At 70.7% G+C, this 16,284-nt stretch carries 15 protein-coding genes and 1 tRNA gene; 6 read left to right on the top strand and 10 right to left on the bottom strand.

What is annotated here, in order from left to right:
- Positions 1 to 5: 5 nt before the first annotated feature.
- A complete protein-coding gene (soxR, locus tag ACGFIR_RS00245) occupies positions 6 to 470 on the top strand; it encodes a redox-sensitive transcriptional activator SoxR (RefSeq protein ID WP_393005451.1) in 465 nt (154 codons plus the stop codon).
- 19 nt (positions 471 to 489) lie between these two features.
- Here soxR and ACGFIR_RS00240 read toward each other — a convergent pair whose 3' ends face one another.
- Together ACGFIR_RS00240 and ACGFIR_RS00235 are read right to left on the bottom strand one after the other, a co-directional pair.
- A complete protein-coding gene (locus ACGFIR_RS00240) occupies positions 490 to 1,467 on the bottom strand; it encodes an NAD(P)H-quinone oxidoreductase (RefSeq protein ID WP_393142390.1) in 978 nt (325 codons plus the stop codon).
- A 9-nt stretch (positions 1,468 to 1,476) separates the two neighbouring features.
- Positions 1,477 to 2,028 (bottom strand): AAA family ATPase, encoded by a 552-nt coding sequence (locus ACGFIR_RS00235; RefSeq protein ID WP_393142388.1) that lies wholly within the window; start codon positions 2,026 to 2,028, stop codon positions 1,477 to 1,479.
- Between the two features lie 84 nt (positions 2,029 to 2,112).
- Here ACGFIR_RS00235 and ACGFIR_RS00230 point away from each other — a divergent pair.
- Both ACGFIR_RS00230 and ACGFIR_RS00225 read left to right on the top strand, forming a co-directional pair.
- Positions 2,113 to 2,202, top strand: a tRNA-Ser gene (locus ACGFIR_RS00230).
- A gap of 347 nt (positions 2,203 to 2,549) precedes the next feature.
- Positions 2,550 to 4,844, top strand: a complete 2,295-nt coding sequence (locus ACGFIR_RS00225; protein WP_393142386.1) for an ATP-binding protein — start codon at positions 2,550 to 2,552, stop codon at positions 4,842 to 4,844.
- A gap of 6 nt (positions 4,845 to 4,850) precedes the next feature.
- Here ACGFIR_RS00225 and ACGFIR_RS00220 read toward each other — a convergent pair whose 3' ends face one another.
- Both ACGFIR_RS00220 and ACGFIR_RS00215 read right to left on the bottom strand, forming a co-directional pair.
- Complete coding sequence (locus ACGFIR_RS00220; RefSeq protein WP_393142384.1) at positions 4,851 to 5,831, bottom strand: TauD/TfdA family dioxygenase; 981 nt, start codon at positions 5,829 to 5,831, stop codon at positions 4,851 to 4,853.
- Positions 5,832 to 5,843: 12 nt separating this feature from the next.
- Positions 5,844 to 6,206 carry a cupin domain-containing protein gene (locus ACGFIR_RS00215; RefSeq protein WP_393142382.1) on the bottom strand — a complete coding sequence of 121 codons (363 nt, stop codon included), beginning with the start codon at positions 6,204 to 6,206 and terminating at the stop codon, positions 5,844 to 5,846.
- A gap of 99 nt (positions 6,207 to 6,305) precedes the next feature.
- Here ACGFIR_RS00215 and ACGFIR_RS00210 point away from each other — a divergent pair, with 99 nt between their 5' ends.
- Complete coding sequence (locus ACGFIR_RS00210; protein WP_393005465.1) at positions 6,306 to 7,349, top strand: D-cysteine desulfhydrase family protein; 1,044 nt, start codon at positions 6,306 to 6,308, stop codon at positions 7,347 to 7,349.
- 94 nt (positions 7,350 to 7,443) lie between these two features.
- Here the strand turns inward: ACGFIR_RS00210 and ACGFIR_RS00205 are convergent, their stop codons facing one another.
- Both ACGFIR_RS00205 and ACGFIR_RS00200 read right to left on the bottom strand, forming a co-directional pair.
- Complete coding sequence (locus tag ACGFIR_RS00205) at positions 7,444 to 7,962, bottom strand: hypothetical protein (RefSeq protein ID WP_393005467.1); 519 nt, start codon at positions 7,960 to 7,962, stop codon at positions 7,444 to 7,446.
- Positions 7,963 to 8,020: 58 nt separating this feature from the next.
- Complete coding sequence (locus ACGFIR_RS00200; protein ID WP_393142380.1) at positions 8,021 to 8,824, bottom strand: cyclase family protein; 804 nt, start codon at positions 8,822 to 8,824, stop codon at positions 8,021 to 8,023.
- A gap of 254 nt (positions 8,825 to 9,078) precedes the next feature.
- On the opposite strand from ACGFIR_RS00200, the gene ACGFIR_RS00195 reads away from it, so the two are divergent.
- Both ACGFIR_RS00195 and ACGFIR_RS00190 read left to right on the top strand, forming a co-directional pair.
- Positions 9,079 to 10,521 carry a hypothetical protein gene (locus ACGFIR_RS00195; protein ID WP_393142378.1) on the top strand — a complete coding sequence of 481 codons (1,443 nt, stop codon included), beginning with the start codon at positions 9,079 to 9,081 and terminating at the stop codon, positions 10,519 to 10,521.
- A gap of 26 nt (positions 10,522 to 10,547) precedes the next feature.
- Entirely contained in the window at positions 10,548 to 11,375 is an 828-nt protein-coding gene (locus ACGFIR_RS00190; protein ID WP_393005473.1) for a PhzF family phenazine biosynthesis protein, read from the top strand.
- Here the strand turns inward: ACGFIR_RS00190 and ACGFIR_RS00185 are convergent.
- The 4 genes from ACGFIR_RS00185 to ACGFIR_RS00170 all read right to left on the bottom strand — a co-directional run bounded on the left by ACGFIR_RS00185 (position 11,365) and on the right by ACGFIR_RS00170 (position 16,246).
- Positions 11,365 to 12,600, bottom strand: coding sequence for an MFS transporter (locus ACGFIR_RS00185; RefSeq protein ID WP_393005475.1), 1,236 nt, complete (start codon positions 12,598 to 12,600; stop codon positions 11,365 to 11,367). The two genes, ACGFIR_RS00190 and ACGFIR_RS00185, sit on opposite strands and share 11 nt — an antisense overlap.
- A gap of 92 nt (positions 12,601 to 12,692) precedes the next feature.
- The gene (locus ACGFIR_RS00180; protein ID WP_393142376.1) at positions 12,693 to 14,051 is read right to left on the bottom strand and encodes a hypothetical protein; all 1,359 of its coding nucleotides are present in this window, start codon (positions 14,049 to 14,051) and stop codon (positions 12,693 to 12,695) included.
- A 75-nt stretch (positions 14,052 to 14,126) separates the two neighbouring features.
- Positions 14,127 to 15,392, bottom strand: coding sequence for a hypothetical protein (locus ACGFIR_RS00175; protein WP_393142375.1), 1,266 nt, complete (start codon positions 15,390 to 15,392; stop codon positions 14,127 to 14,129).
- Positions 15,393 to 15,400: 8 nt separating this feature from the next.
- Complete coding sequence (locus tag ACGFIR_RS00170) at positions 15,401 to 16,246, bottom strand: aspartyl/asparaginyl beta-hydroxylase domain-containing protein (RefSeq protein WP_393005481.1); 846 nt, start codon at positions 16,244 to 16,246, stop codon at positions 15,401 to 15,403.
- Positions 16,247 to 16,284: the final 38 nt, after the last annotated feature.

Raw genomic sequence — 16,284 nt, 5'->3', positions numbered from 1 at the left:
ACGTGATGCACGAGTCCCTCACCATCGGCCAGCTCTCCCACCGCAGCGGCGTGGCACCCTCGGCGCTGCGCTACTACGAGCGGCTCGGGCTCATCCGGGCGGAGCGTACGGGCGGCAACCAGCGCCGCTACGCGCGTACCGAGCTGCGCCGGGTGGCGTTCGTCCGGATCGCTCAGCAGGTCGGCATCTCGCTCGAGGAGATCCGGGAGGCGCTGGACTCCCTGCCCGCCTCCCGTACGCCGAACGCGGAGGACTGGGCGCGGCTCTCCGCGACCTGGCGGGAGCGGCTCAACGAGAAGATCCGGCTGATGACCAAGCTCCGCGACGACCTGGACGGCTGCATCGGCTGCGGCTGCCTGTCCCTGCAACGCTGCACGCTCTACAACCCCGGCGACTCGCTCTCCGGCGAGGGCCCCGGCGCCCGCCTCGTGCTCCCCCGCGAGGTCGCGGACCCGACGCCGGCGTCCTGACCCCGGGCGAGACCGCGCGTCAGCCGGTGGTGAGCAGCACCTTGCCGACGTGGTCGTTCGACTCGACCAGCCGGTGCGCCCGCGCCGCCTCGGTCATCGGCACCCGCCGGTCCACGACCGGCCGGATCGCCCCCGACTCGACCAGCGGCCACACCTGCTCGCGCACGCCGCGTACGATCTCCGCCTTCTCGTCCAGCGGGCGGGACCGCAGCGCGGTGGCCGCGATCGTGCCCCGCTTGGCCAGCAGCGCCCCCAGGTCCAGCTCGCCCTTGCGGCCGCCCTGCATGCCGATCACCACCAGCCGGCCGCCCGTGGCCAGCGCCGCCACGTTCCTGGGCAGGTAGGCGGCGCCCATGATGTCGAGGATGACGTCCGCGCCCCGGCCGCCGGTGACCCGGCGGATCTCCTCGACGAAGTCCTGCTCGCGGTAGTCGATCGTGTGCGCCGCGCCCAGCTCACGCAGCCGCTCGTGCTTTCCGGAACGGGCGGTGACCGCCACGGTGGCGCCGAGCGCGACCGCGAGCTGGATCGCGAACGTCCCGATCCCGCTGCCGCCGCCGTGCAGCAGCAGCGTCTCGCCCTTGCCGAGCCGGGCCAGGTGCACGACGTTGGACCAGACCGTGCAGGCGACCTCGGGCAGCGCCGCGGCGTCGACCAGGTCGACGCCGGCCGGCACCGGCAGCAGCTGCCCGGCCGGCACCGCCACCCGCTCCGCGTAGCCGCCGCCGGACAGCAGCGCGCAGACCTCCCGGCCCACCTCCCAGCCGGCCACGTCGGGCCCGATCGCGCTGATCACCCCGGAGCATTCCAGCCCGGGGTACGCGGGCGCGCCCGGCGGCGGCGGGTAGTGCCCCTGCCGTTGCAGCAGGTCGGCCCGGTTCACCGCGCTGGCCCGTACGTCGACGATCACCTCGCCCGGCCCGGGCTCCGGATCGGGCACCTCGCTCCAGACCAGTGCGTCGGGTCCGCCGGGCTCCGGGACAGTCATCGCGCGCATGTTCCGTGTCTACCCCACCCGTCCGTCGGTCCACGCCCGGGCCAGGATTTCGTCCACCGTCCGGGCCGGGGTCAGCGCCGAGCTGTCCAGCCACAGCCCGATCCGGGGCGTCTGCGCCCGGAAGTCCGCGTCGAGCGCGGCGACCGGCCAGTCCCCGTACCCTTTCTTCTCCCGCGCCTGTTCGCGGGCGGCGACGACCTCGGGGCTCGGCGCGAGCACCACGACCGCCAGCGGCCGGTGCCGGATCCGGTCGACCATCGCCGGCAGCTCCGCGCCGAGGACGACGTCCTGGAGCACCACGGTGAAGCCGGCGGCGGCGTAGCGGTCCGCCGTCGACGCGGCGAGGTCGTAGCGCAGCCGCAGTTGCTGCCAGGCCTCCGCCGACGGCTCGGCGGTCATCTCCGCCCGGCCGCTCACCACCATCCGCCGGAAGACGTCGCCGCGCAGGTGCACCGCGCGGGGCAGCCGCCGGGCCAGCGCCTCGGCCACAGTGGACTTTCCGGCGGCCATGATTCCGCTGATCAGCACCACCGACGGGACCTGCCACACACCGTCGATCATCTCAGCACGGGCGCGGTGCCCGCTCGCCCGCAGCGGGAGCGTGGCAGACTAGGCACGTCGCGCACCCCACGGGGGCGCGGACCGGGAGGGTTCGCCTAGTGGCCGATGGCGCTGGTCTTGAAAACCGGTAAGGCAGCGATGTCTTCGTGGGTTCGAATCCCACACCCTCCGCCACTCGACACCACAACGCCTCTTGACCAGGATTTTTGGCCGAGAGGCGTTGCCGTCAATATGGCACGTGGCACCTTCTCAACGTCGACCTCCATCGAGGCGGTGGCTTCCAGCGGAAGGCTGTGTCGCTCCGATCCTCGCCGACCCGCTGAGTGCAGGGCGACTTGATCGTTATTCCGCGTCGCGCGGCTGGATCTGCTTCCGGACATTCAGGAGCGCCTTTCCGTCGAGGGCTCGACATCATCGTTTGGTTCGGACAGCATCTATTGGCGACGTTGTGTCGATCGGCCGGGCCGAGGGGGCGGAAGATGCGGCGGTCCAGAGCCGGGTGGTGGGTGTGGTCACGGCTGGTGGTGCTGGTCGTTGCGGCCGGTGCCTTCTGGTTGACATATGTCGTGGCAAAGGCGTGGCTCGATGAGGCATTGGCCTGGATCGACGGCCACCTTCAGTTTGCGTTGAGTCGCGACGTCACGGAGGCGATCCGGCAGGCTGGTGCGGTCAGCGTCGCAGCGAGCATTGGCGGATGGCTGCTCCTTCAGGGATTCCGGCGGATCAAGGTCGCGGAGGCGGAGTTTGCTCCGGCGCGCACCGGCGACGCGTCCCCTGCCGTGGAAAGTGCCCAGAGGCGGACGATCCCCAGGCAGCTACCGTCCGCGCCGCAGCGGTTCGCCGGCCGGTCGGCTGAGCTGGCGATGCTGACCGACGCTCTGGACCACGCCACGCGAGCTGGCATGACCGTGGTGATCTCGGCGATCGGCGGGGCGGGCGGGATCGGAAAGACCTCGCTGGCGTTGCGCTGGGCCAGGCAGCACCTCGACCGCTTCCCGGACGGCCAGCTCCTGGTCGACCTGCGGGGATTCGCGCCGACCGGCGAGCCGATGTCCGTCGCCGAGGCCGTCCGCGGTTTCCTGTACGCGCTCGGCGAGGATCCGACGAAGCTTCCCCCCGACCTCGACACCCAGATCGGTCTCTACCGCAGCCTGGTGGAGGACCGGCGCATGCTGATCGTGCTCGACAACGCGCGCGACCCCGCGCAGGTCGTACCGCTGCTGCCCGGCGGGCCCGGCTGCACGGTGTTGATCACCAGCCGGCGCCGGCTGGCAGGCCTGGCGACACAGCACGGTGCCCAGCTTGTGGACCTGGCGCCCCTCTCCGAGCCGGAGGCGCGTCAGTTGCTCGCCAACCACCTCGGGGAGGAGCGGCTCAGAGCTGAGCCGGAAGCCGTCGCGGTCCTGCTCGCCATGTGTGGCGGGTTGCCCCTCGCGCTGAGCATCGTGGCCGCCCGCGTGATCGCCCATCCAGCCCTCCCACTGTCGGGGCTGGCCGATGAGCTGGCCGACCTGCGAACCCGGCTCGAGGGCTTCGACGCCGGTGAGATCCCGTTGCATCTCGAGTCCGTCTTCTCCTGGTCCTACCAGGCACTGACCGACCCCGCAGCCGAGATGTTCGGGCTGATCGGGCTGGCTCCCGGGCCGGACATCGGCCTGGCGGCCGCGGCGGAGCTGGCCGGGCTGCCGCCGGCGCGGGCGAGGCTCCTGCTGCGGGAGCTGGAAACCGCCCATCTCGTCGAGCAGCAGGTCGCTGGCCGTTACCGCATGCACGACCTGCTCCGGCTCTACGCGACCAAACAGGCTCGGGAGCACCTGTCCGACAGCAACCGCGAAGAGGCGCTCCGCCGGGTGATCGACTTCTACCGGCACACGGCCCACCGCGCCGAGCGGCTGCTCGACCCGCACCGGCATCCGGTCGGGATCGACGCGCCGGCCCCCGGCTGCCATCCGCTGCCGCTGGCCGACCCGGCCGAGGCAGTGGCGTGGCTCGAGGCCGAGCACGCGAACCTGATGGCCGCGCAGCAGCTCGCGGCCGAGCTCGGCATGCACGACCTCGCATGGCAGCTGGCGTGGTGCATGGACACCTTCCACTACCGGCGCGGCCACCTTCGGGAGTGGCGTGCGGTCTGGCAGACCGGCCTGGAGTCGGCCCGGCAGGTCGGCGATCCCGCCGTCATCTCCCTGGCCCACCGGCTGCTCGGCGACGCCAACCTCAACCTGGACGATCACGAAGAGGCACTCGCACAGCTCACGCGCTCTCTCCAGGTGGCACAGGACGCTGGCGACCTGTCCGCCCAGGCACACGCGCACCGGATCCTCACGTGGGCCAACGGGCGGGCCGGCAAGGACCAGGCCGCGCACCGGCACGCCACGAAGGCGCTCCAGCTCTACAGGGAGCTGGGCCTGCGGGTACGGGAAGCGGCGATGCTCAACGCCGTCGGCTGGTTCGAGGCACGGCTTGGCGACTATGCCCAGGCCCAGGCGCACTGCGAGGCGGCGCTGGCGTTGTGCCGACAGCACGACTACCGCGTGGGTGAGGCAAACACCCTGGCCAGTCTGGGATATGTCGCTCAGCACACCGGGCGGCCGGATGACGCGCTCACGCACTATCACGCGGCGCTCGCCCTTTTCCGAGGGCTGAACAGCGTCTACTACCAGGCGAACGCCCTTGATCGGCTCGGTCAGGTCCATGCCGCGGCCGGCCGCGCCGACCAGGCCCGCGAGGTCTGGGCCCAGGCGATCCGGTTGTACCGCGGGAAAGGGCGCCCGGTCGACGCGGACCGGGTCCAGAAGCAGTTGGACGACCTCGGCTGAAGTGGATCAGACGCGGATCACGCGATCGATGGCCGAGCCACGGAGATGCCGTGACCGCTTGAGATCCAGGGTGATGTTGACGCGCTTGAGCCATCTGTCGGTTCCGGCATATGTCGCCTCGAATGACGCCCGGCCATGGACGGCCCGCCGGTTGTCGAGAAACAGGATGTCCCCGGAGTGAAGAGGGAGGTCGATCAGGTTCACCTCGATCGCGCGGCGCAGAGATTCAATCGCATCCCCGATCCCCTCGACGCCAGCCGGCAGGTCGATGTAGTCCTGGTCGAATCGCAGGTACGGATCGGCCGGATCGCCGAACAGGATGCTTCCCCTGTCCGGCCGGGGAAGGGGCTCAGCGCCGGAGACGAAATAGGACGGGTCGGGCCTGAACGTGAACACCGGCTGGGAAAGTAGCTGCCGGTCGCGGTCGCTCAGCAGGCTGCTGTCGAGAAACCCGACGGTCGTGGGCACCTCGGCGGGATTGCGGACGCACAGGAGGCCGACGTGGTCCGCCCGGCAAGGGTGGAACGCGTCCTCCGTGTGCCAGTTGATCGCCTGTCGGCTGCCGGTGCCGAGCCCGGTGTCCTCGTGCTCGAGCCGCGGCGCCAGGTCGTGGATCAGGGAACCGTCGTGCTGCAAGCGCCAGCCGAAGACGTCGCCGAGGCATGAACTCAGCAGTACGGCGACGAGCTCCGCCCGGGTCTCGCTGGCGGCCTTCACCCGCTGACGGCTGGAGACCACAGGCGTCGGGCCCATGCGCTCAGCTTCGACCGGCAGCCCTCTGACGCGACAGGCAGGGGAACTTTCGGTGACCCGGAAGTCCTCGAGAAACGTACGGAGGCCACGGGGAAGCTCGTCGGCCCGGACCGCGGCCCGGGCGAGGAACCGTCCATCGTCGATGCTCCCGCCCTCGAGTGATCTGGTCAGGCTCCGGATCCGCTCGACCTCACTCGACGACAGCACGTATTCAGCTACCGCCGGAGCGCCCACGATCTCTCCATCTCAGCCCTCTTCCACGGCGTCTTGTGGCTCCACGGACGGCCACCACACGGAGAAGAAGGCGAAATCCCCTTCGGGATCGGTGTTGTTGAAGGTGTGCTCGACATTGCGCGGAATGAAAACCGCGTCGCCCTCGCGTACTTGCCAGACCTCCCCGCCGGCGATAATCTGTCCCTGACCTCGGTAGATGAATGCGATCTCGTCCTGATTGTGCTGGTCAGGCTCACACTTCTCGCCGGGCGAGATGCAGCAGGTCATCGCCCCGAAAGGGGGAGTCGCGGCCTCCGGCCAGGGGAAGACGTAGCCCTCGGCGAAGCGCTCGTTCGGGCTTTCGTTCACCAGTCTCTTCCGTGCGATCACAACCATATGTGGATTGTGGCGTCTCAATTGAGACCGGTCAATGATCCAGTTAGGCTCGCCTCATGATTTACCCTCAGTCCACGCTTAATCTTGAGGGAGGCAGCGATGCCCCGTCCCGCCGTCGACTTGTCGCGCTTTCCCAAGGTCGCGCTGGGCCATTGGCCGACCCCGCTGGAGGCGTGCCCTCGCCTGACCGAGGAGGTCGGCGGACCCCGGATCCTGATCAAGCGGGACGACGTCAACGGACTGGGTGTCGGCGGGAACAAGTTGCGGAAACTCGAGTTCCTCCTGGGCGCCGCCGTCGCTGATGGCGCTGACACGATCATCACGTTCGGCGGCCTGCAGAGCAACCACGGCCGCCAGACCGCAGCGGCCTGTGCCCGGCTCGGCCTTCGCTGCGAGTTGCTCCTCACCAGGCAGGTGACTCGCATCGCCGGATCCTCCGCCCGGACCGCGCCACGGTCCGACGAGGCGTACGAGCGGTCGGGAAACGTGGCGCTCGATCTCCTTTACGGCGCCCGGGTCCACGTCTGCGAACACGATGAGGAGACGGCTGCCACCCACCGGCAGATCGTCGCTGAGGCAGCGGGAGAAGGCCGGCGCACGGCCACCCTCCCGGTGGGCGGATCCAACCCCCTCGGGGTGCTCGGCTACCTGAACGCTGCCGCTGAGCTCAGAGAGCAGCTGGAGGATGTCGACCGGATAGTCCTGCCGGTGGGGAGTGCGGGCACCGCTGCCGGCCTGGCCATCGGTGCGACCCTGCTGGACTGGCCGGTGCGGATCGACGCCGCCTCGGTGTCCGAGCCGGCGGCAGACGCGTCAGCCAGCATCCATGAGCTCGTCGGCGAGACGGCCGCGATGCTCGGCGTCCCGGCGCCGGCACTGACCCGCGTCCACGTGACCGAGAGAGCGCTGGGCTTCGGTTACGGACTGCCCTCACCGGCGGTATGGGAGGCGATCCGCCTGTTCGGGCGCACGGAGGGCATCACCCTCGACCCCGTCTACACGGGCAAGGCCGCGGCGGCGCTCATCGACTCCGTACGCGCGGGCGACATCGCCGCGACGGAGACCGTGGTGTTCCTGCACACCGGCGGGCTTCCCGGCCTCTTCGGCTACACACCGGACCTGATCAAGGAGGCCGGGGCCTGACCGTCCACGGTGGCCCCGGCGTGGAGTCGGCCCTGGCCCCGGCGCACCGGCAGCCTGACCAGCGGTCAGCGGGCCTCCGTCGCAATGGTGGAAGTCAGCAGCGGAGGTAGGTGCCGCACAGCGGCGGCGCCTCGACGCGGCAGACCTTCCAGCCGCCGCCGAGGCCACCCTCTTCCGTCGTGTGGAAGCGCCATCGGTGGGTGGCGCCGGTGAGGGTGACGTTTCCCGTCGGGTCGATCTCCGTGAACCGGAGGTCCACCATCGCGGAGACCGTGCCGTCCGAGTCGGTGTGCCAGTTGGTCGTCTCGACCCGTACGCCGAAGGTGGCCTGCGACGCGACCTGTTTGCGCAGGTCGCGAGCCTGCCGGAACAGCTCGTCCCGATTGTCGCCGCACAGGCACCGGTTGATGTCGGGGCTGTCGTCAGGCTGGAAGACCGCCAGGAGGTACGCCTCGGCCGCCGCAGCGGGCGTCCCCTCGCCCCGCCCCGCCTCGATCGCCCTCGTCACCGCCTGCCTGATCGGCGCGGCTATGCAGGCCACCGCGAAGGCGACAGCAGCGGCGACCGCCGCCCGGCGACGCCATTGCCGAGCGGTGAGCGGCATCTCGATCACCGGCCGAGACTACGCGCCCGAGCGACGACGGGGATGGCGCGAGGCGGCCGGGCGCGGGTCACACGACGGCCAGCGGGCGTACGGGCGAGCCCGTGCCGCCGACGATCGGCAGCGGGGCGAGGACGAACAGGAACTCGCTCACGCCGGCCTCCGCCAGCGAGTCCAGCCGCAGGTGTTCGACGATGTAGATGCCGGCCTCCACCAGCAGCAGGCGGTGGACGGGGAGCGCGCGGAGCCCGGCGCCGGGAGGGATCTGCTCGTAGGCGGTGGTGTCCGCGCCCGTCAGGGCGACCCGGTGGTCCGCGAGCCAGGCCGCGCCGGAGGGGTCGACCCCGGGCACCCCCGTGTCGAGACCCAGATAGGCCGCCGGCTCCGACCAGTGCCGGGCCCAGCCGGTACGCACCAGCGCCACGTCACCCTCGGCCAGCCGCACGCCCGTACGCCGCAGGCACCGCTCGAGGTCGTCGGCGGTGACGCCGTACCCGCCGGGGAGGACGTCGACGCCGTGGGCAGAGGCGACGTCCAGCAGCACCCCCCGCCGGACGAGAGGCGGAATCGTCTCGGCGCCGTGCACCCGGAACCGGCCACCGGACTGCGCCTCGGCGGCGTCGTGGCCACCGTGCAGCAGCCCGTCCTGCGAGATGTGCGACAGCGCGTCGACGTGGGTCCCGACGTGCCCGCCGGTGATGATCAGCTCGCCGGCCGACGAGCCGCCGTCGGCGCGTACCACGTCGCCGTGCCGGCGTAGCAGAGCCAGGCGGAACCCCGGGTGGTTCGGCGCGCAGGGCATCCCCTCCTCGAACGGCTGGCTGAGGTCGTGGATGGTGACGCCCGCGGCGACGGCGTCCAGGAGTGCGGTCATGGCGGTGATCCTGTCTCTGCGGGGGATGACGGATGCGTACCGGGCCGATTCCGGGTGCGGCATCGCGGGCGATTCGCGGGTGACGGTTCCGTGTCCGGCATCGGGACACGCGCGAAATCGCGATTGCGTCGGCCGATGTCGTCACCGTCGCGTACGAAGCGGGGACCAGCCGCCGGCCGGTCACTGTACTCGGCGACCCCGGCATTGGTCGACCCCTGAAATGTTCGACACTTACCGTGTCCGCAATCAATACCATGAGTTCGCCCCTGCCCGCCGGGCCGCTCGTGCCGTACACTCGCATCCGATTCAATAACGAGGCGGGCGAAGGGGTGCGGTTCACGGTGCGGGATCAAAACTCGGACTGCAATTTCGCGGAATTGAACGAGCCGCTGGTGGCCGCGCTGCAGACCGAGCCGGCGCGGTCCGCGTTCGTCGCCGCCGCGCCCCCGGTGCGGCGTTTCATGGACGATCTCGGCGCCACCCGGATGCGGTTCATCCCCTATCCGCTCGTCATCGACCGGGACGAGTTCGACCAGATGGCCGAGGCCGCCCGCGCCCTGCTGGAAGCGCAGACGGTGGTGCTCCGCGAGTTCCTCCGGTCGGGGCCGCGCGAACAGTTGTTGACGGAATTCGGCCTGCCCGCCGAGATTGCGCCCTTCGTCAATTGGGAACAATTGGAGTCGATCGAGCAGGTCTTCGCCCGAATCGACGTGCTGCCGACCCCGTCCGGCTATCAGTTCTGCGAATTCAACGTCGACTCGTCGATTTCCGGATTCGAGTTCCACGACTGCTACCAGGTGATGGGTGAGGCGCTCGACATCCCGTGGCTCGCCGACACGCCCCGGCCCGAGGAACAGATCGCGGACGTCGTCACCAAGGCGTTCCATGAGGGCAGTTTCGACCGGGTGGTGGTGTGCGACTGGTCGAGCCGCATCGGGGTCGGCTACTTCGGCTTCGAGTTGCTGACCGAGACGCTGCGCCGGCGACTGCCCGACGTGCCGGTCGACCTCGTCTACCACGGCGACTATCCGCAGCGGTGGCTCGAGCCGTCGGCCGGCAAGCGCACCCTGGTCTATCGCGGCTTCATGCACGAGGACATGGACGACGACTACGACTTCATCACCCGGCTGGTCGGCAGCGGCGCCTCCGTGATCAACCTCTTCGAGGCCGAGATCCGTACGCACAAGCGCTGGCTGGCGATGTTCTGGGAGGAGCGCTTCGCCAGCCTGCTGCCCGCCGGCGTACGCGACATGGTGGCCCGCTACGTGCCCCACACCGTCTCGGTGACCCCGGAGAACCGTGACCGCCTGCTGGCCGACCGGGCCGAGTACGTGTTCAAGTTCGGGCACTCGTCCGGCGGGCACGACGTGATGCTCGGGGCCGACCACGACGCGGACACGATCGCCGCCCGGCTGGACGAGCGCGGCCCCGACGGCTGGCTCGCCCAGCGCCGCGTGCAGCTCGCCGGGTGCCGGTTCGCCCCCGAGGCCGCCGCCGAGCCGGTGCCCCACCACGTCGTGCTCGGGCTCTACGTGCTCGGCGGCGAGTGCTCCGGTATGAACATCCGCGCCGACCGGGGCTCGGCCGTGGTCAACATCCACCAGTCGGCGGCCAGCGGCTGGGCCATCCCGTTGGACGCCGACGAGCGCCGACGGCTGATCGAGCGCGTGCGGGCGATCGGGCCGGCGGCCCGCTGACGACACCGACACCAGTTGGAGGCACGATGGAGATTCCCCTTTACCAGGTCGACGCGTTCACCGACCGGGTGTTCTTCGGCAATCCGGCCGCCGTCTGCCCACTGGACGAGTGGCTCAGCGACGAGGTGATGCAGGCGATCGGCCTGGAGAACAACCTCGCGGAGACCGCGTTCATCATCGACCAGGGCGACAGTTTCGCGCTGCGCTGGTTCACCCCGTCGATGGAGGTCGACCTCTGCGGGCACGCCACGCTCGCCGCGGCCCACGTGGTGCTGCACCACCTGCGGCCCGAGTGGGACGAGGTCACCTTCCACTCCCGTACGGGTCCGCTCGTGGTCAGCCGTACGCCCGAGGGGCAGTTCTCGATGTCCTTCCCCGCGTTGCCGCGCGAGCGGGTCGACCCGCCGGAGGCCCTGCTCGCCGGGCTGTCGATCGCGCCCACCGCCGTCTACGGCGGCATGGACTACATGGCGGTCTACGACAACGAGGAGGACCTGCGCGCGATCGAACCCGACCAGCGGATGCTCGGGACCCTCGACCGGCGCGCGGTGGTCGTGACGGCCCCCGGCGTCTCCTCCGACTTCGTCGCCCGCTTCTTCGGCCCCAAGCAGTCGATCCCGGAGGACCAGTTCACCGGGTCGGCCCACTGCATGCTGGTCCCCTACTGGGCGGAGGTGCTGGGCAGGACCAGCCTGACCTCCCGTCAGTTCTCTCCCCGGCTCGGCAAGACGCTGACCATCCGCGCCAACTGCGAGCTGCGCGGCGACCGGGTCATCCTGGGCGGATCGACGCGCCAGTACCTCGCCGGCGTCATCACGCTGGACGACGACGAGGTCGCTCAGCTCAGTCGCTGAGCTGCCGTGCCGCCGGCCGTGCCCCGTCGCTCGCCGCCCCCTCGGGCTGCGGCTCCGGGGCCGGCTCGGGCTCGGGCTCGGTGGGCATCTCCATCACCCGACGCAGCGGCGAGAAGTACAGCGGGACGATGGAGACGAGTTCGCCGGCGATCGCGAGCGCGAGGGTCTGGCGGACGCCGATGACGTTCGCGACCAGCCCCGCGACCGACGCGCCCAACGGGATCACGCCCCAGACCAGGAACCGCATCGTCGCGCTCAACCGGGCCTGCATGCCCGGCGCGCACAGCGCCTGCCGGACCGACAGTTGCAGGATGTTGGAGACGACGATGCAGCCCGAGGCGACGCCGTAGCCGATGCCGGCCACGATCAGCCAGGCACCGCTGCGCGCGAACGGCAGCGGAATCGACACGATCCCCGCCAGCACACACGCGGCGAGGACGGTCGGCCCCACGCCGAAGCGCCGGGACAGCCGCACCGCCAGGAGGGCGCCGAGGGTCGCTCCGGCGCCGGCGCCGGAGAAGATGATCCCGATGTACGCCGACGGCAGCCGCAGCACGGACGCCAGCAGCAGCAGGAACATGGTGGTGGTCGCGATGTTGCAGAAGTTGTACGTCGAGCTGCGGATGGCCATCACCCGGAACATCGGCACCCGCAGCACGTACCTGATGCCGTCGCGTACGTCCTTGACCAGCGTGGTGGTGCGTGCCGGCGTGGCCGCCGCCGCACCGGTCACCCGGATCCGGCTGAGCAGCAGCGTGGCGATGCCGAAGCAGACGGCCGTGGCGCCGAGGACGTACGACGACGTGGCCAGCGCCAGCAGGAAGCCGGCGATGGCCGGGCCGGTGATCTCCGCCAGCGAGAGGGTGAACTCCACCCGCGAGTTGGCGCCGGGCAGCAGCTGCCGGTCGACGATCCGCGGCAGGACGCTCTGGTAGGAGATCCCCAGGAAGACCGTGCACAGGCTCCCCGCGAACATCAACGCGTACAGCGCGGGCATGGTGAGGTTGCCGGCCAGCGCCAGTGCCGCGACGACCCCGAACACGGCCGTACGGCCCAGGCTGGAAAACACCAGGACCCGTTCCCCGCGCCGGCGGTCGATCCACGCGCCCGCCGGCAGCCCGAGGAGCAGGAAGCCCAGGAACTCGCAGGTCACCAGGAAACCGACCTGCGCCGGCGTGGCGTTCAGCGTCTTCACGGCGAACAGCGGAATGACGACCGTCGCCACCTCGAAGCCGAACTGGCTGACGGTCTCGGCGCTCCACAGCAGGCGGAAGTTCTTCTTCAGGGTGATCTCCTACCCGTGACCGGCGGCGATGTTCAGGCCCCCGGGTGCAACAGCACCGGTGCCAGCAGGACGTTCGCGATGCCACGGACGACGGTCCCCGGCACGGTGGTCAGGCGGCAGGTGAAGCCGGTGTGCCCACCGGGCCCGTAGTGCATCCCCCACACCGCGTACCAGTCCCGTTCCGTGACGCCGTCGGTGTCGAAGCCCGGCTCCGCCCGCTGGACGACCCTCCGTTGCAGGATGTGGCGGCCGCTCTCGGCCGCCGAGGCGAGCGCCGCCTGCCACGTCCCGTCGTCGACCGTCCAGCCGGCCACCGTGCCCTCACCGCGGGCCAGATTGGTGGGTTTCAGGATGGTGTCCGCCCGGTCGCGGACGAAACCGGTCAGGTCGGTGGCCGCGTCGACGTAGGTCGTCTCGGGGAGGACGCGCCGCAGCGCGGCGCGTTCGTCGTCGGTCAGCGCGTCCTGTACCTCGGGGAGCCACACCAGGGCGAGGCACGCCTTGCTGTTGTACATGTCGTGCACCGGCGAGGTGACCATCGGCGGCAGGGCGGAGCCCGGCGCGGGGTGCAGCCGCCGCCAGGCCAGCACGGGATCCGGCTCCTCGGCGAGCTCCATCAGGTTGAACAGCCGCAGGAGGTGGGTCGCCCCGGCGACGTGGTCGGCGACGCGGCCGTCCGGCTCGTGCAGGTCCGCGACCTCCGCCAGGCGGGTCCGCAGCGGACGATCGGAGTACGCCTCCAGGCATTCGCCCAGGGGACGCCAGTCGTCGGCCCATTCCTCGAGCGCACCGGTCGCCTCGACCATCAGCACCTCCGCCGGCCCGGGCTCGGCGTCCTGCCCCCTGCCCGTGTTCTCCACCGTGCGCAGCACGTCGAGCAGGGCGGTGATGGGGTCGAGGTGTCGTAGTCCGTGCCGCTCGGCGAAGGGCCGGAAGGCCGGCTCCGCCATGACGGCGGGGAGCCAGGCGGTGCGTTCGGCACCGCCGACGGCGGGGCTCAGGCCCAGCTCCAGGACCTTGAACCCGGTCCCGTCGTGGATCAGGTCGGCGCGGCCGTACGGCACCAGGGCGGGCAGGTCGGTGCCGGCCAGCAGCGGGCGCAGCACCTCCGGCACGTCGGTCAGCGCGCCGAACGCGGCCGTGTCGCCACCGGCGAGCAGGTGGGGCAACCGTCCCACGACGTCGAGCAGCACCGTGAAGTCGGCGTAGAACGACGCGAACTCCCGCTCGTCGACGAACATCACCCGGTGGAAGCTCTGTGCCTCGATGTCGGGCCCCAGCACCCGGGCGGCCGTGCGGGCCGGCAGGTCCGGTGGCAGCTCACCCTCGCGTACCGCCCGTAGGTAGTCGGTTGCCGGGTCCTGCGACACGGTCCGATCCGGCGCGCTCACGCGGCCGACTCCCGCCTAGCGGCCCGCTGGCGGGGGCGTGCGGTGCCGCCGGCGGGCGGCTGCGGCGTGTGCCGGTCAGGCCGACAGGAACAAGGCACCCGCTGCCTCCAGTTCGCGTAGCTTGCGGTAGTCATCCGAGATCGTCTCCGGGCTCTCGTGGACCAGGAAGACCAGGCCCGGGGTCGTGTACGAGTTGACGGTGACCTGCAACGGGTCGCCGGCCACGAGGTACGTGTCGACCGCGTGGAAGGACGGCAGCTCGCGGAGCAGGCGGAGATCGTAGCCGGCGAGGGTCCCCGAGTGGCGGGACAGCAACTGCACCATGGCGGCGTGCCGGCGCAGGACGGGGCGCCAGTCCTCGCGGACCCGGTCGGCGAAGCGGTCCGGAGCCACGATCGTCTCGGCCACCAGCTGCACCGTGTTGGTGCCCGTCGCCCTGGTCAGTTGCGAGATGTCGATCGAGCCCATGAACCGGGCGCCGGTCTCGACGAGCACCGGCTCACCGGCGATCATCATGACCTCCGTGTGCGCCGTGCCCTCGCGGATGTCCAGGGCGTCGAGCACGGTCCCGACGAAGCCGTGCAACCGCTCGAAGACGGCGTCGCGCGGATCGACGAGCCGCTCCAGGTCGTAGAGCGCCGTACCGCCCTCGTGGCGCTTCTTCGTGTGCCAGATGTCCGAGACGATGTACTCGCCCCCGGCCGACACGGTGTTGACGGCGTACTCGTCGCCGGTCATGAACGGCTGGACGAGGAGTTCCCCGATCGGGGAGCCGAACACGTCGGGCGCGCCCAGCCAGCCCTTGAACGCGGTGTCGAGGTCCGCCTCGGAGCGGCAGCGCAGGAAACCGAAGCTGCCGGAACTCGATCGGGGCTTGACGACGGCGTCGCCCAGCCAGCCCCCCGCGCGCAGCCACTCCGCCGCCTCGTCGCGGGAGGCGGTGCTCAGGTGCGGGATGACGGCGACGCCCCCGGCCGCCGCAGCACGTGCCATGTGGTGCTTGTCGCGGCGGCACCGGGTCGTCGCCGGGTCGTTGCCGGGCACGCCGAGCGCCTCGGCCAGCTGGTCGCCCAGCTCGACACCGGTCTCGGCGCCGGCCACGACGCTGCGCGGGCGCAGGCCCGCCCGGTCGAGCCGGTCGACGATGGTGTTGACGTCGCCGTCGTGCAGGTAGGTGTCGACATAGGCGTGGTCGACGCCGGTACGCAGGAGGAACTGCGGCAGGTCCGGGTCGCTCTGCACGTGCACCGTGCCGAGGCCGTACCCGGCGAGGGCCGGCGCGAGCGCGTTGGCCGTCGAGTACCCGTCCACGACGACACAGACTTCGCTGGCGTGTCGCATGATCCGCCTCAGGACTCTCGGGCCAGCAGGAAGTACGTCCGCATCGGGGGGATCATGTCGAGCTGCGCGGCGACGGGCGAGTGCCGGGCCGCCCCCTCCAGCATGTCGAACACGCCGTCGGGGGTGATGTCCCGGGTGAACATCGTCTTGATGGCGATCTTCAGGAAGTCCCGGTAGTTGGTGGTGTCCATGAGCGCCCCGGCGCGCTCGAACGCGGCGATCTCCTCCTGGTCGATCGGCAGCCGCTCGACCTGGTGCGTGCTCGGGATGCTGGGCGGCTGGACCTCGCCGGTGAAGCAGGCGGCGAGCGAGTCGGCCTGGAAGTCGAGCACCAGGTGGGTGCGGTCCTTCGTCCACCCGGAGACCGCGCTGTGGGCCTGGGTGGCGTCGAGGAACCAGATCTCACCGACGTTCATGTGGTACAGGGTCGTGTTGTGCGAGCTGACGCAGGACTCGTGGGTCTCCAGCGGCAGGTGGATCCGGATCAGGTTCGTGTCGAGTTCGAGGTAGTCCCGGTGTGGCACGAGTGCGCTGCCGGGGGTCAGCCGGGCGAGCCGGCCGTACTTCAGGAGGGACAGGTCGAACAGCTCACCCACGAGATGCCGCACGTACGGCAGGCGCTGGCCGAGGTCGGTGACGACGGCCGGGCCCTCGTAGGGGTTGAGTCCCGCGTCGAGACCGCGGCCCGTGCCGTTCCACACCGCGCAACTCTTCCAGGCGCCGCAGACGAAGTCGCTGTACTTGTCCGTGTAGGGGAACGACGCCATGGTGTCGAGGTCCGTGGCGAGGCTGTCTGCGTCGATGCCGCAGGTGCCGAGGATGCCGGTTTCGGTCGAGTTCATAACGGTGGTCATGGTCGGTACTCTCCAGCGGGAGTCGAGGCGGAGCCGTA

It is taken from the genome of Micromonospora sp. NPDC049051 (assembly GCF_043197575.1).
Lineage (GTDB): Bacteria > Actinomycetota > Actinomycetes > Mycobacteriales > Micromonosporaceae > Micromonospora.
The sequence above is the reverse complement of the archived record's forward strand: the minus strand, read 5'-3'. Positions and strand labels throughout refer to the sequence as shown.